This window comes from Blastomonas sp. UPD001 (genome assembly GCF_003426715.1).
Classification (GTDB): domain Bacteria; phylum Pseudomonadota; class Alphaproteobacteria; order Sphingomonadales; family Sphingomonadaceae; genus Blastomonas.
Genome location: NZ_QKVT01000001.1, coordinates 3,221,821 through 3,235,039, shown reverse-complemented (window position 1 = coordinate 3,235,039; position 13,219 = coordinate 3,221,821). Strand labels below are relative to the sequence as shown.

Annotated in this window: 14 protein-coding genes and 1 pseudogene; 4 read left to right on the top strand and 11 right to left on the bottom strand. The window is 61.8% G+C overall.

The features are described 5' to 3' along the window. Positions 1-390: 390 nt before the first annotated feature. The gene (locus tag DM995_RS16455) at positions 391-612 is read left to right on the top strand and encodes a hypothetical protein (RefSeq protein ID WP_157973245.1); all 222 of its coding nucleotides are present in this window, start codon (positions 391-393) and stop codon (positions 610-612) included. A gap of 52 nt (positions 613-664) precedes the next feature. Here the strand turns inward: DM995_RS16455 and DM995_RS16450 are convergent, their stop codons facing one another. The 4 genes from DM995_RS16450 to DM995_RS16435 form a co-directional block, all read right to left on the bottom strand. Then, positions 665-919, bottom strand: coding sequence for a hypothetical protein (locus DM995_RS16450; protein ID WP_052241794.1), 255 nt, complete (start codon positions 917-919; stop codon positions 665-667). 443 nt (positions 920-1,362) lie between these two features. Next, positions 1,363-1,929 (bottom strand): hypothetical protein, encoded by a 567-nt coding sequence (locus tag DM995_RS16445; RefSeq protein ID WP_116970112.1) that lies wholly within the window; start codon positions 1,927-1,929, stop codon positions 1,363-1,365. Positions 1,930-2,177: 248 nt separating this feature from the next. Continuing rightward, on the bottom strand, positions 2,178-3,170 hold the full coding sequence (locus tag DM995_RS16440; RefSeq protein ID WP_116970111.1) for a DUF2493 domain-containing protein: 993 nt from the start codon (positions 3,168-3,170) through the stop codon (positions 2,178-2,180). A 339-nt stretch (positions 3,171-3,509) separates the two neighbouring features. Further along, positions 3,510-3,800 carry a hypothetical protein gene (locus tag DM995_RS16435; protein WP_156447555.1) on the bottom strand — a complete coding sequence of 97 codons (291 nt, stop codon included), beginning with the start codon at positions 3,798-3,800 and terminating at the stop codon, positions 3,510-3,512. A gap of 65 nt (positions 3,801-3,865) precedes the next feature. Between DM995_RS16435 and DM995_RS16430 the strand changes: the two genes are divergently transcribed. Together DM995_RS16430 and DM995_RS16425 are read left to right on the top strand one after the other, a co-directional pair. After that, positions 3,866-5,164: a DUF5623 domain-containing protein gene (locus DM995_RS16430; protein WP_116970109.1), complete on the top strand. Its 1,299-nt coding sequence runs from the start codon at positions 3,866-3,868 to the stop codon at positions 5,162-5,164. 303 nt (positions 5,165-5,467) lie between these two features. Further along, positions 5,468-5,704, top strand: coding sequence for a hypothetical protein (locus DM995_RS16425; protein WP_022675504.1), 237 nt, complete (start codon positions 5,468-5,470; stop codon positions 5,702-5,704). 36 nt (positions 5,705-5,740) lie between these two features. On the opposite strand, the gene DM995_RS16420 is transcribed toward DM995_RS16425, so the two are convergent. The 3 genes from DM995_RS16420 to DM995_RS16410 form a co-directional block, all read right to left on the bottom strand. Then, positions 5,741-6,076: a single-stranded DNA-binding protein gene (locus DM995_RS16420; RefSeq protein WP_022675505.1), complete on the bottom strand. Its 336-nt coding sequence runs from the start codon at positions 6,074-6,076 to the stop codon at positions 5,741-5,743. Positions 6,077-6,544: 468 nt separating this feature from the next. Further along, positions 6,545-6,949, bottom strand: coding sequence for a hypothetical protein (locus DM995_RS16415; protein WP_022675506.1), 405 nt, complete (start codon positions 6,947-6,949; stop codon positions 6,545-6,547). Beyond that, positions 6,930-7,232 (bottom strand): type II toxin-antitoxin system Phd/YefM family antitoxin, encoded by a 303-nt coding sequence (locus DM995_RS16410; RefSeq protein ID WP_022675507.1) that lies wholly within the window; start codon positions 7,230-7,232, stop codon positions 6,930-6,932. The genes DM995_RS16415 and DM995_RS16410 overlap by 20 nt, the downstream gene beginning before the upstream one ends. 341 nt (positions 7,233-7,573) lie before the next feature. Here DM995_RS16410 and DM995_RS16405 point away from each other — a divergent pair, with 341 nt between their 5' ends. Next, entirely contained in the window at positions 7,574-8,653 is a 1,080-nt protein-coding gene (locus DM995_RS16405; RefSeq protein ID WP_116970108.1) for a HipA domain-containing protein, read from the top strand. A 218-nt stretch (positions 8,654-8,871) separates the two neighbouring features. Here the strand turns inward: DM995_RS16405 and cobA are convergent, their stop codons facing one another. The 4 genes and pseudogenes from cobA to DM995_RS22485 all read right to left on the bottom strand — a co-directional run. Then, on the bottom strand, positions 8,872-9,690 hold the full coding sequence (gene cobA / locus DM995_RS16400; RefSeq protein WP_066214152.1) for a uroporphyrinogen-III C-methyltransferase: 819 nt from the start codon (positions 9,688-9,690) through the stop codon (positions 8,872-8,874). Next, positions 9,683-12,286, bottom strand: a complete 2,604-nt coding sequence (locus DM995_RS16395) for a nitrate reductase (RefSeq protein WP_066214149.1) — start codon at positions 12,284-12,286, stop codon at positions 9,683-9,685. The genes cobA and DM995_RS16395 overlap by 8 nt, the downstream gene beginning before the upstream one ends. Beyond that, a complete protein-coding gene (nirD, locus tag DM995_RS16390; protein WP_017671397.1) occupies positions 12,283-12,621 on the bottom strand; it encodes a nitrite reductase small subunit NirD in 339 nt (112 codons plus the stop codon). The genes DM995_RS16395 and nirD overlap by 4 nt, the downstream gene beginning before the upstream one ends. Continuing rightward, positions 12,618-13,219: pseudogene (locus DM995_RS22485) on the bottom strand (nitrite reductase large subunit); the annotation flags it as partial. The pseudogene DM995_RS22485 and the gene nirD, both read right to left, overlap by 4 nt.

Here is a 13,219-nt window from a genome sequence, read left to right as displayed (position 1 = left end):
AAACATGTTTCACCGCTCCCCAGGGTCGCTAATTTCCGCCTAAACTCCTGCAATTACACGAGATTCGTTCCGAAACGCCTTACGGTCAAACCGTGTTCGGTGTGCTTTCTCAGGGACTTGGCGGCTATGTGCTGAGATCAAAGGTTTGGGGGGAGTCGCATGTCGGAGGTGGCATTCCGGAAGGAAGCCAGGCCAAAGGCCGGCGTCACCCGATAGCGGAGACTGCACTGCATCGACGACGATCGGCAGTGCCCGTCTCGAAGCCTCAGTTGCGCGGTGCCATTATGATTGTCCGCGAGGGCGCAGAAGCATCAGACAAAAAAACGTCTCGATTTGACCCCACAGATGGTTATCATCTGCCAGTCAAACGAGACGCGAGGAATGGGCCTTATGGTGTCAAAGGTTGAACGCGAGCGCGCTGCTCTTGAAGCCGCTGAAAAGGAGTTAGCGGAGCGCAAGAAAAAGCTCGCTGAACTCGAACAGGAAGAGGCGGAGAAGCAGCTCGCCAGACTGGTGCGAAAGGTGGGGCAAGACCGGGCAATCCAGCTGCTCGAACTCGCCGTCAAAGTGAAGCCCAAAGCGGCGGTCGACGCGCTGACCAAACTGGGCTGAGACGCAGAGTGACACACAGACCTTTGGGTGCGGCGACCCGCACCCGTTGGGCTCAATACTCGTCGTCCATCTTGCCGGTTGCGGTGTAGACGATGTCGTCGATCAGATGCAGCGGAAGCTCACCGTAGTCACCTTCCTCGATCAGCAGATATGAGCCGTCTCCGGCCTGGACCACGTGCACATCGAAGAAGGTGTGATAAGAGCGCCGTTCTGCCTGCATGATCTTCTCATCGAGTGCGATGATGTCGGTATCAATCTGGCGGATCGTGGCGGTGTCAGCTTCATAGGCTTCTGCGGTGTAGCACATCGTTGCCTCCTGTCGTTGGCGGCTCGTCCGCCATGCCATGAAGCAGCGCTCCGGATGTGCTCGGGTCACCGGAGCGAAGCGGAGGCTTGACCGCAAACTGGTCGAGTGGTGCGGAAGTCCGCTTGCGGACTTCCCGGTCGGCCTGTTTGTGGTTGACCCGGGCATGTCCTGAGTGCTCATGGCGATGGTGGTGGACGGGCCATTGGCATGAGGCTGAAGTCGGATTTAAACCGCGCCTTGGGAGCGTTGCCACCCTCGCGCAGAGCGCCAGTCCCATGGCATGAGAAAAGGGCACCACGGCTTGAGGCCGGGCACCCTTTCCCCTTGCCGAACGAACGGGAGGCTGTTCGTCGATCGACCTGAAACTGGTTAGCGCTGTGTATTCAGAGACGGGAGCAAAATTGCCATTCAGCGGATGAGCAGTGCTTCACCTGAGAACGCGCTCAGGACGCCCATTCCATTGTTGGAAACTGTTCGCCGCAATCGGTGTATGCAAGGACCGACAGGCTTTCGAAGACGGTCTCGATCTGGGCAATTCGAAAGGCCTCAGCGGTATGGTGATCGCTAAGCAGGGCACGTAGCGCATCCAGCGGGATTTCCCCCTCTGAACCATCGCCCTGCCCCAGTGCCCGCACGACCTTGGCGGCAAGTTCTGATGGCAGCAGGATGTCGCGCGCAAGGGCGATATACTCGGAGACCATGATGGTGATCGGGGAGGGTCCGCCGGGGCAGTGGACACGCAGCGTTCGCCCAAGAAACTGCGCCTCCTCGACAATCGCAATTACCTCGGCTCGCCAGTCAAAGCAGGCGGCAAAGCTTGCGAGGGAAAGAGAGTTCGCGTTGACTTCGAAGTTGAGCGGTGCAGCCGAGAATTCGTGGCTCTCGGTTTCGATGTCGGCATGGCCCGCGTGCAGCCGCCGCATCAAGCTTGCGAGCTCGAGCGCGGAGATTTCCGCAGGTTCAGAATGGAGCCGAGTTGTTTTGTCCTTGACCCTGAAAGTGACGAGCATCTTTGCCTCCTGCTGCTGCTCGCCATCTTGCTTTCCCCCTCCTCTTTAGGGGTGAGGACCGGATACTGAGCGGGGCCATTCCCACCGATCTCGGGCCGCCCCTTTGCATGTTCCAATCGGCGCTTAGCATCAGGCACCAGCGGGCTTCCTCCATGAAGGGCAAGGGGGGTTCGATGCCCCCTGAGCCCGTGTTCGCACGAAAGAAGAATTGAAGGCCCCGGTCAGAGCCGGAGCCTTCCATAAAGCGCTCATGCGAGGCTGCGTGAGCCTGGCTTGCGCTGATCACTGATGCGCCGGATGTGGAGCGGCACTCCCGCCTGGCGGAGGCGCTGTGCCAAGTTGGACTGGATGCCGGAACCTTCGCCGACAATCGCCTCGACCGGCCCCAGCTTCACGATGTTCTCATTGCGCAAGAACGGGGCACGGTTGCCGTGACGACGATCGGGCATGAAGAGGATGGTTTGCACCCCGTTCCGCTGTGCCCATGCATTTGCCATGGCATCGACACCCTTGCGCATTCCGGTCGTCCCCAGAACCATCGTTGGGATGCGGCCCTTGATGTCATCGAGGATCTCCCAGATCATCTCGAAATCATGCCAGTCCTGCTGGCCGCCAGAGACGATCACTAGCGGCCCATCGGGCTGGAACTGTGCCCGCCGATCTCTCGCCCGAGCGGCAAGGTAATCCTGCGCCTGGACCTGCGAGGCGGTCACACCATTCTTGCTGACCTGCGACCCGCGCGTGGCTGTGAATACCCGGCCTGTTTCGACCCGGTAGACGTCGGCAGCATGGTCCCGCATTGCCTCGAGCGCTTCTCGGCATCCTTGCAGCGTCTGGCAGAGCGCCTGTGTCTCCTCGAGTTCCACGGCGTAGATCTCCGAAGGATCAAAGTGACGAGCGAGCTCACCCAGCTTCTTGGCGGCATCGTCTTCGCGCCCCTCGGCCAGACGGGCGGTCATGTGAAACGAGTTGACCATGCCCCAGGCAAGTTGCTGCGCGAACTCCTCCATGCGCGTGTCCTTGAGGACATCGAAGATCGTTCCGATAGCCATCTCCACGGCGCGGCGCGCCATGTCGGGATCCGGCATTTCAGCTGCGATCGGTTCATCGATGATGCTCAGCTTGGCAAGATCGCTGTGCTCGACAAAGGCACCGTCGTAGGATTCGACGATACCGTCACGGCTGTCGGCGAGTTCGATGCGCGCATTGGCGAGATCAGCGAAGCTGTTGAATTTCTGCATGGGTAGCCTCCGATTGTTGAAATCGTCCCCACATCGGGAACGGCCGACAAGCCATCGGTTGGGAGGCGTGCAGTCAGGGACGGCGAGCCATGCTCGCCGCCGCCACGGCGGGCGTGGGGGTGCCGATTTTCTGCGCACTTGCCGCAAGCGCAGCGCAGCAGGCACGTGTGCAGAAAATTGGGGGAACCGCGATCCTTGACGAGCGCCGGAGACCGATATGTTTCGGCAGGTGTTCCTGTGTGTGGAAGAGACGTTCCCGCCCCCGAGCAAGAGACGAAGGCAGGACCGGTCAGGCGCCTCGGCGCCACGCCGGGCCGCCCCTTCGGCCCTGCGCAGGGGTTACAGCGGGAACACCGCCATTCCATTGTGCGCGGATGCGGTGGCAAAGCCGATCGGCCTGAGCAGCCAGCGCTGCTTGATTGCGCTAACCGGCTGCGCGCTTCGTATGAGATGATCCCGAGAGGGATGCAGTTTCGCCGGACTTTTCAACTTGAAGTCGGCCCAGCGACTGTTGTCACGATTCGCCTGATCGTATAAAAGATAAAGCGCTCCCGGCAGGAGCATGACGCCCGTCTCCAAGCCAAGCTGTCGATCAGCACTGCCGCGATATCTCACGATCCCTTGCAGCATGTTGTTCGGGCTTGAGTGCTGGTGGTTGACGGGCGACGCTACATTTCAAGCCGCGGAGAACAATCATGTCGATTGCTAACGTGCGGCCGTCCAGTCTGGCCAATATCAAACGCCTCGCGAACCAGCGCAAAAAGCGAGATGGTATTCCCTACCGACAGGCCCTCAACTCAGCCGCGCAAAGTGCAGGTTTTGAGAACTACGAGCACGCGCGCACTACGATGTGCGACAAGTCGTTCCAAGTATTCCTGACCGGTTACTGGGAAGACCAGGAGACGTTCGAGCGGGGTCGTGAATCTCTGCCCGTCACCCTATCGCGGCCGCTCTTGGAACTGGTTTCGAAAGCCGAGCTCAAGCTTGTCGGCGGTCTCGCATCCATGCGCGTGGCTGCATCCGACCATCTCGTGAAAGACATGGTCGGGCCAACACGAGAGTATGTTCGCGACAGCTTGTGCAAGGCAGCGCGAGCTCTGCGGTTCATGGAAATGACCGGTCTACGTCCTTGCGACTACGTCGAAGCTAGCCGCGCCATGGCTGATCTCGATGAGGAACTGCCCGGCAACGACCATTCGAGCTATTGGAAGCTGCCGGCCAGCGGACAGTTCATACTCATCGATGAGCCCTATTCGGGGCCGATGGTGAGCGATGAACGGGCTGCTTGGGCAAAGCGGAACGGTTGGGAGCTCGGCGCCGCAGACTGGCATGGTCTGTACTTTCCGTATCGCTGTACCCTCTTCGTCGCTTCCAAGCGTACTGAGGACTTCGATTTTGATGCCCTTGTGAGGAGTATCAACGCACTGCCTGCTCCAGTAACAGCAGAACATTGGGCCGGGTCATCGATGCCCAATCACGACATCTTTGTCTCGCCGCAAGCGGCAACGCCGCAGGACAAGCGCCGAGCAAAGGCTAAGGGCACCATCGTTGCGCGCCCATCTCGGCAAACGCTCCCCTACCACCGCGATATGATCGGATACGATCGCAAGCCGAATGGCAGCATGACGCTGGCTCAGCATCAGCTAGCAGGGCGTTTGCTGGGGGTGATCCTGCAATCGAACAGCAAGCCGGGAGCGGTGAACTGGCGCGTCGACAAGCTCATGAGCGTGCTCGTAGATTGGCTCTACGCCGACGTGCCGCTTCGACTACTGAACGCCCTGGATGACCCCGTCAGCCTCTATTATGGCGACATGTCTTCAGACGATCCGCTGTTCAACCGTGCCAATTCGCCAAGCGGTGTGGAAAGCCTCCTGATCGAGCTGAAGGGGCTCCTCGAAGGCGCCTATCCGCAATGCGCTCCTCTGCGGAAGCTAACCGGAAGAATCGACACTGCCTTGAAAATCACGCGATCGGACGTAGGACGAAAAGCCTGAGAGCGCCGCCGCCAGACAGGGTTGGGTCCGCGCGTGCCGAGACGGCGGCATTTGCCGCCGACAAGCGCGCCGCGACCCAACCCGTCAGCGATCGTCACCCGTCTGGGCCGAGACCCTGAAAGGGACTCGGTGGAGCCGGACCGTCGTTGGCTGCCGGACGAAGTCCCGGCGCCAAGGGCGGTTGGCGGAGTAGAGCGCGATCCCGGCCGAAGGCCAGGGGGACGGCAAGCACCTGCTCGTATTTTTCCTGCCCGCCCCCTGTCTTCCTTGACTCCCAATGTTCTTATATTGTTCTAACCGACCATGAGCAGCAAACGTCTGGATACCGTGGCCGATCTGGTTCGCCATGGCCTCAACGCGCAGGTAGAATGTCTCGGCTGCTACCGCGTTGTGATCGTTCCGGCAGCCAAACTACGAGATCAATGCTTTGCCAAATCCATCCCGATGAAGCTGGAAATCGTCGCGCGGCACTTGCGCTGCAACTGCGGTCACCGCGGGACGAAGCTGGACGCCACCGGTGTCCAGCTGTCGCCCCCCTGAAAGGGCTCGGGCGACGCCTGCGCGCCGCCCTGCCGGTCAGATAAACTCGACGTTCTCGGCGATGATCTCGCAGCCATAGCGGTCGTTGCCTTCGGCGTCCTGCCAGCGCGAGTAGTGGATGCGGCCCGTCACGGCGAGCTGGTCACCCTTGGCCTTGTGCTGGCGCAGCGGGAGACCGAGGCCGTTGAAGACGGTGATCTTGTGGAATTCGGCATCCTTGACCGGGTAGCCGGTTTCCGGATCCTTCTGGACCTTGCCGTCGCGGATCACCGGACGTTCAGTCACGAGGATCAGTTCGGTGATGCGGGTGTCGCTGCGGTCGCGGGCAACGGGATCCTTGGCGAGACGGCCGACGAGGTTGACGATGTTCATTGCAAGAGCCTCCTTGGTACCGACGGCTCGTCCGCCGGTGCCCTTGTCGAGCCTCGGCGGGAGAGCTGGGACACCGCGCGCTTCCGCGCGCGGGGAACCTCGGAAATCGAGGTGGTGCGGGCAGCCCGGCTTGCCGGGCAACACGGCTCGCATTTCTGCAGGTTGGCCCTAAGCTCGACCAAAGAGGCATGGGCACTGGTCGGCGGACGTGCTGTTGGCACAGGAGCTTATCGCACGCCTGGACATCAACTTCGCCGCGTACCGGCTTGTTATTGACGATGATGATCACGGGATAATTCGCCCGCCCTTGCCGATCCCGGTGAGCGAGAGGTCCCTCTGCGGCACTGATCCGGAATACCCGACCTCGGCCACCTCCGGCGCCAATCCACAACGCCGGCGTGACTGGCCTGACGTTGATGCACGATCAGACAAGGCTCCAAGGAGCAGGCTGCCTCGGCGTTCCGGAAATCAATCGCGATCGACGGCAGCGGCGCCCCAGGCTCCGATGGCATCGATGATCTTTGCTGTGAACCGCGGTGGGAGTCGTCCGGCAATGTACCCGGGCTGCTTCATCAGGGGTCTGATGTCGAACCCGGGCCAGGTGAACCGGTTGAATTCCGAAACGACAATCGCGCTACCCGGAACGAGCCCGGCTGTGCGTGCGATCTCATCGGGGATGGGGATGGCGTTCTTGCGCCCCTCGCCCTTGGTCGTGATCGCGGCGACCAGATAGCGCGAGCCGTCCACACCCACAACGACGACGAAGCGTTCCTTGACGCCTTCGTCGCGGCCTCGTCTCTGCTCTTCCTCGAAGAGATAGACGTAACGGAGGATATGGCCTGCGGCGGGTCGGTCAGTCTTCCCAGCGGTCATTGGCAAGTTCACTGGCCGAAGGCCGTGCATTGGCAAAAGCCTTGCGGTCGGCTCCGGTCATGTCGGACGAAGCGACAGCTTCGATATTCATGTGGCCGGCGATCACACCGCGTGCCGCCTGTTCAAGATGGCGGAAATACTCGCTATCTGCGATTACATGCCGCTCGCGGCCATGGCTGGTCAGGACGACCGGCTGCTTGGTTGCCAGATCGAGGAACTCGCCGGTGTTGTTGTGAAACCGGGTTAGGGGAACCCTGGGGTGCTCATTCGCCGCCGCTGGCATGGTGGTATCTCCTCTTGGCCTTAAAATAGCAATTATTGCCAAAATAGCAAGATTTCTGTGGCGCCACTCGCCGCGCTAGTCGTCCCCATCTCTCGCCAGCGGCTCAGACAGCCACGGGACGAGGCCCGCATCAATCGCAATGCCCAGTGTCCTTGCGAGGCGGCAGGCTCGAGCGATTGACCCGTCTGGAACATCGAGCGCCCTTTCAATGTGCCCAAGGGTTTCGCCAGCGCCAGGCGCACAGACCGCGTGAAGCTTGCCCGGCTGTGCCGTGATGGCAAAAGGCCAAGTCATCGCGACAGAGCCGCAACGTCGACATCGAGCATCGACCCAAGCACGGCATGAACCGGATGATACTCGGATCCATAGCCCTTCTTGGCCTCGAGCGAGAGCGCCACCGCATAGGCAAGCCAGGCCGCCTTAGCGTCATCTTCGAGGTCGCGGAATACGAGGCTCTCGATGCCGAACGCAGCGACCTCAACAATCCGGTTCGCGAGCTGCCTGAAGAATGGCGCGGTGAAGTCGGCCGCTTCCTCGTGCTCACCACCCGCGGCGAGATGGTTCTCGAGGCCGATTACTACAGCGAGAAGCGGCTGTCGTTCGAGACCGATGACCAAGGCAATGTCACCGCAACGGCAGAAGAGCCAGCGCCGACCTCAGGGAGCCGCGCAAGTGGTGCTCCCGCACGGCCTGAGGCGATCGCACCCGGAAGCGAGAAGCCGATCAGCGCGAGGCTGTTCGACGAGCTCGCCGTTCAGCGCCGCAATATCCTGTCGGCCTGCCTGCTTGGCGATCCGGGGCTTGCCCTCGATTTCGCCATCTTCGCGCTCGCGGACAATCGCAGCTATGAGGGGAAGGGCACCTCGATCAAGGCGGGACGGCCGAGCGATCCTGCGACCGGCGAGGTTCCGCAATCAGCGGCCGAGGGCATTCTCGCCGAGGCCGAGGATGGTCTCGACAAGGCGTGGCAGGAGCAGGGCAGTGTTGCGGCCCGTTTCATCGCCTTCCTGAAGGCGACCTTGGCCATCACCTACAGCATGGCCGACGTCGAGCAGGCCTTCCGGCGCATGGTCTTCAACGTGCTTGCGCGAAACCGTGACGACCATGTTCGCCAGCACGCTTTCCTGATGTACGACCAAGGGGACTGGCGGCTTGCGCCCGCCTTCGACCTCACCTTCTCGAACGGTCCCGGCGGCGAGCATTACATGGCTGTGTTGGGCGAAGGCCGCATCATCACCCGCGAGCATGTCGAGAAGCTCGCAAAGGTCCATGGGGTTTCGCCGAAGCGCACGGCTTCCATCGTAGACGACGTGCGTGCAGCGCTTTCCAACTGGGCGTCATATGCGCGTGACGCGGGGGTCGGGATATCTATGGCTCCGGTGTCAGAGGGTTTAGGTTTGGTAGCGCAAGAGTTTGGCTGAGGGTGGCTTGACTCACCAAAAGCCGACGGTGCCCCGCTGAGGCCGAATCCGACCCACACCCGGTCGTTCCGATGTGGCCGCAGGAGTGTCGGCTTATGCCGTAACCAGTCACTCGAACGTTTGACAGGTGCCGGGCGGTTAAACTTGGTCGATACTCTCGCCATCTTTATAGTTCACCGGATGTCCAATAAGGGTGTGGTGGAGGCGCTGTCCCAACCTTATGCGCGGATACGGACTTTGGGAGCCGATGCCATTCCGATCGGCAAGTCGAACCATTCTGAACTCAAATCGGCCGCTTCAGCATTGGCTTGGGTCACTTCACCCACCAGCAACAATGCAGGATCCTTGTCTCCGACTGTCGCCATCAGCGCCGCCAGTCTATCCAGACGACCACGGATAAGGCGCTCGCCGGGAGAAGAGACGTTGACCGCGATCAGGATGGGCGTGCTCGGCAGCAACCCGTTGGCTATCAGCTGCTCTGCAATATGCGGTGCAGCGGCGCGGCCCATGTAGATCGCAAGTGTCGTTTGCGCACCGGCGATCGCTGACCAGTCGATGTCGCTTTGCCCGTTCCCGCAGCCTTGCGCCGTGATGAACGTGAGCGCCCTCGTGCTGCCGCGTCTGGTCAGCGAGAACACTCCGGAAGCTGCCGCTGCACTGGCGGCGGTGATTCCCGGGCATACCTGAACGCGTATGCCCTTGGCTTGCAGTGCATCGACCTCCTCGGTCATCCGTCCGAACACTGCAGGATCGCCGCCCTTTAGCCGAACGACGCGGTGTCCGTTATGCGAGGATTTCACCAGAAGGCCGTTGATTGCGGGCTGGGACATCGAGTGCCGCCCTGACCGTTTGCCAACCGGCACCTGCATCACCTGTCTGGGGATCAGATCGAGTATCGCCTGACTGACCAGTGCATCGTGAAACACGATCGAGGCCATCGCCAGCAAACGTTCGGCTTTGCGGGTCAGCAGGTCAGGATCGCCTGGGCCAGCACCCACCAGCCAGACATCGCCAGAGCCAAAACTGATGTCAGCCATGGGCTGCCTCCTTGTGTTGCATGATCAGCCGCTGGATTGCGGGTTTGCATGAGCCGCAGTTTGTGCCGGCAGACAACGCAGCCCCAACCGCCTCGGTCGTCATCAGCCGCTGGTTCGTAATGGCCTTGGTCAACGTGATGGTGCCGATGTCGAAGCAGCTGCAGACAATCGCGCCGCGATCGGGCGCGGGTGTGGCTGAGCGCCCAGCCAGCAGCTCGGTCGCGCTGGCTTCAGAAATCCCGAGCTGAGCAATCAACCACTCGCGCCTGGGAAGCCGCTTCTGCGGGCCGATATACAGAGCCGCCACGACCACGCCGTCGCGCAGGATGGCAAACCGGTGCTGACCGTGCGCGCCGTCATGGCTTTCGATGCGCCCGCCGCGCGGCAGAACCCGCTTGGCGAACGCCAGCGGATCGCCATCACCTGCCATCTCGACCAGCCATCCGGCCTTGGTTCGCACCTTAGTGGCATAGCTGGATGGCAAAGGATCAGGCAGTACCGAAGCGATGAGAAAGCCGTGCCATTCGGCGACGAACGGAGAGATCCGCGCCGGTGCGTTCTTGAACCCAGGCTGCCCCGAATGCGGATCGGTCAGTGCGCGGGCGAGCACGCCGGTGCGGCCACCGGTTGATTGCTGGTCGGTCCAGTGGATCGGCACGAACAGTTCGCCGCGCCGTTGCCCATCGCTGATGCACACCCGATAGACGCTGCTGCCCTGCGGTGTTGCCACCAGAGCCAGTCCGCCATCAGACAGGCCGTGCGCCAGAGCATCTTCAGCATGGATTTCAACCAGCGGTTCCTGCCTGTGCTGGCCAAGCCGTGCGCTCAGGCCTGTGCGGGTCATGGTATGCCACTGGTCACGATAGCGCCCAGTGTTGAGCGTCAACGGCCAGGCCCTGAGCGGCTCGCCAAGCTCCATCTGGTTGACAGGCACCAGCCGTGCCTTGCCATCCGGCGTTGAAAATCGACCATCGGCAAAGGCATCACCGCCCCAGCGCCAGGGTTGCATGGTGTCATAGCCAGGGTTGGAGATCGCGGCATGGCCGCCGATGTCGAACACCCTTTTACCGGCATTCTGGTAAGTAGAAAGCCGCGCATGCTCACGGTAGATGTCGGCAGGACTGTCAAAGCTGAACGCTTCGCGCCAGCCCATCGCGCGCGCGACCTCCTTGATGATCCACCAGTCTGGCCTTGCCTCGCCCGCAGCCGGCAGGAATGCGCGCTGGCGACTGATCATCCGTTCGGAGTTTGTGACCGTGCCATCCTTTTCGCCCCATCCGGTGGCGGGCAGCTTCACATGCGCATAGGCACTGGTGTCGGTATTCGCGATGCAATCGGAGACGACCACGAACGGGCATGCGGCCAATGCTTCGCGCACTGTGCCTGCATCGGGGAGTGATACCGCCGGGTTGGTGGCCATGATCCAGACTGCCTTGACCCGCCCCTCACCGATCGAGCGAAACAGGTCGACCGCTTTCAAACCCGGTTTTGCCGCCATCGTTGGCGATGCCCAAAAGCGGCGGACGAGATCGCGGTTTTCAGGCGCGAAATCCATGTGCGCGGCCAGCGTCGTGGCCAGCCCGCCGACCTCGCGCCCGCCCATTGCATTGGGCTGGCCGGTGATCGAGAACGGAGCCGCTCCGGGCTTGCCGATGCGGCCTGTTGCCAGATGCAAGTTTAGGATTGCATTCACCTGATCGGTGCCGCGGATCGACTGGTTGATACCCTGGCTGAACATCGTGACGGTGCGCGGGTGCGCGGCGAACAGATCGAAGAACGCCTGGACATCGGCAGGCGGCAGGTCGCAGGCGCGGGCAACAGACCAGAGGTCGTGACCTTCCGAGAGCGAGTCCCAACAGCCATCCGGCACATTGACGCTGCGTTCGACGTAATCGAGGTCAATGTGTCCTTCGCGCATCGCAAAGGCCAGCAGGCCGTTCATCAGCGCAACATCGCTGCCGGGGCGCAATGCAAGGTGCAGATCGGCATCGGCGCAGGTTTCGGTGCGTCGCGGATCGATCACCACCAGCTTTGTGCCGCGCGCCGCCCGCGCAGCCATCATCCGCTGATAGATCACCGGATGACACCAGGCGGTGTTCGATCCGACCAGTACGATCAGGTCCGCAGCGTCCAGATCGTCATAGCTGGCGGGCACGACATCCTCACCAAAGGCGCGCATGTGCCCGGCGACCGCGCTCGACATGCACAGCCGCGAATTGGTGTCGATATTGGCCGATCCGATAAAGCCCTTCATCAGCTTGTTGGCGACGTAATAGTCCTCGGTCAGCAGCTGGCCTGATACATAGAATGCGACGCTATCCGGGCCGTGTTGCTCGATCGTGCGGCGGAACTGGCGTGCGACATGCGCAATGGCTTTTTCCCAGCTTGCGCGCTTCCCGCCGATCTCCGGATGCAGCAGACGGCCCTCATGGCTCAGCGTCTCACCCAGATGCGTGCCCTTGGAGCACAAACGCCCGGCGTTTGCGGGATGTTCTGGATCACCCACAATCGCTGCGCTCTGGCCATCGGCAGCAGGCGTGGCGAGGACGCCGCAACCGACGCCGCAATAGGCACAGGTTGTGCGCGTTGCGTTCACGCCGCCAACCGCAGTGCAGCGGCCCGCTCGATCATGATACGCCCGCTGTGAACCTCCACCGGGATCGTTGGCGTGCAGCCTTTGTCTGTTCCCTGCGCCTCACCAGTGACCAGACTGATCACCCAGCTGTGCAGCGGACACGTCACGCTGTCGCCATGGACAATGCCTTGGCTCAGCGGGCCGTTTTTGTGCGGACAGCGGTTGATCAGCGCGTAGATCTGGCCAGAGCCGGTGCGGAAGACCGCAATTTCCTCGCCGCCCGCCACCTTGATGGCGCGCGAACCGCGCAATGGCACCTCTTCTACTGCGCCAACATCAATCCATTGCGGCATCATGGTGCAACCCCTTCCAGTTGTGTGATGGGTCGGAACTCGGCCATCGGACGGTGCAGGTTGCGGTCCTGACCGGCGGCACGCTCTGCCCAGGGGTCGTCCTGGCTGAACGATTGCGCGATCCAGAAGCGCGCGGCCAGCGCATCACGCCCTTTAACATCGTCGATCAGCAGCGCGCGTAGCCACTCCATCCCCATCCGCTCGATCCACGGTGCGGTGCGTTCCAGATAGCGGGCATGTTCGCGGTAGAGCTGGACGAAAGCGGCGGCCATGTGGATCGCCTCTTCCTCGGTCGCCACCTTGCACAGCAGGTCGGTGCCGCGCAGATGGATACCGCCATTGCCGCCGACATGCAGTTCATAGCCGCTGTCGACGCAGATCACGCCGAAGTCCTTGATCGTCGCCTCGGCGCAATTGCGCGGGCAGCCACTGACTGCCATCTTGAACTTGTGCGGCATCCAGCTGCCCCAGAACTTGCGCTCCAGCTTGACGCCCAGCCCAGTCGAGTCCTGCGTGCCGAAGCGGCACCATTCGCTGCCGACGCAGGTCTTCACCGTTCGCAGCGCTTTGCCATAGGCATGGCCGGAGACCATCCCGGCAG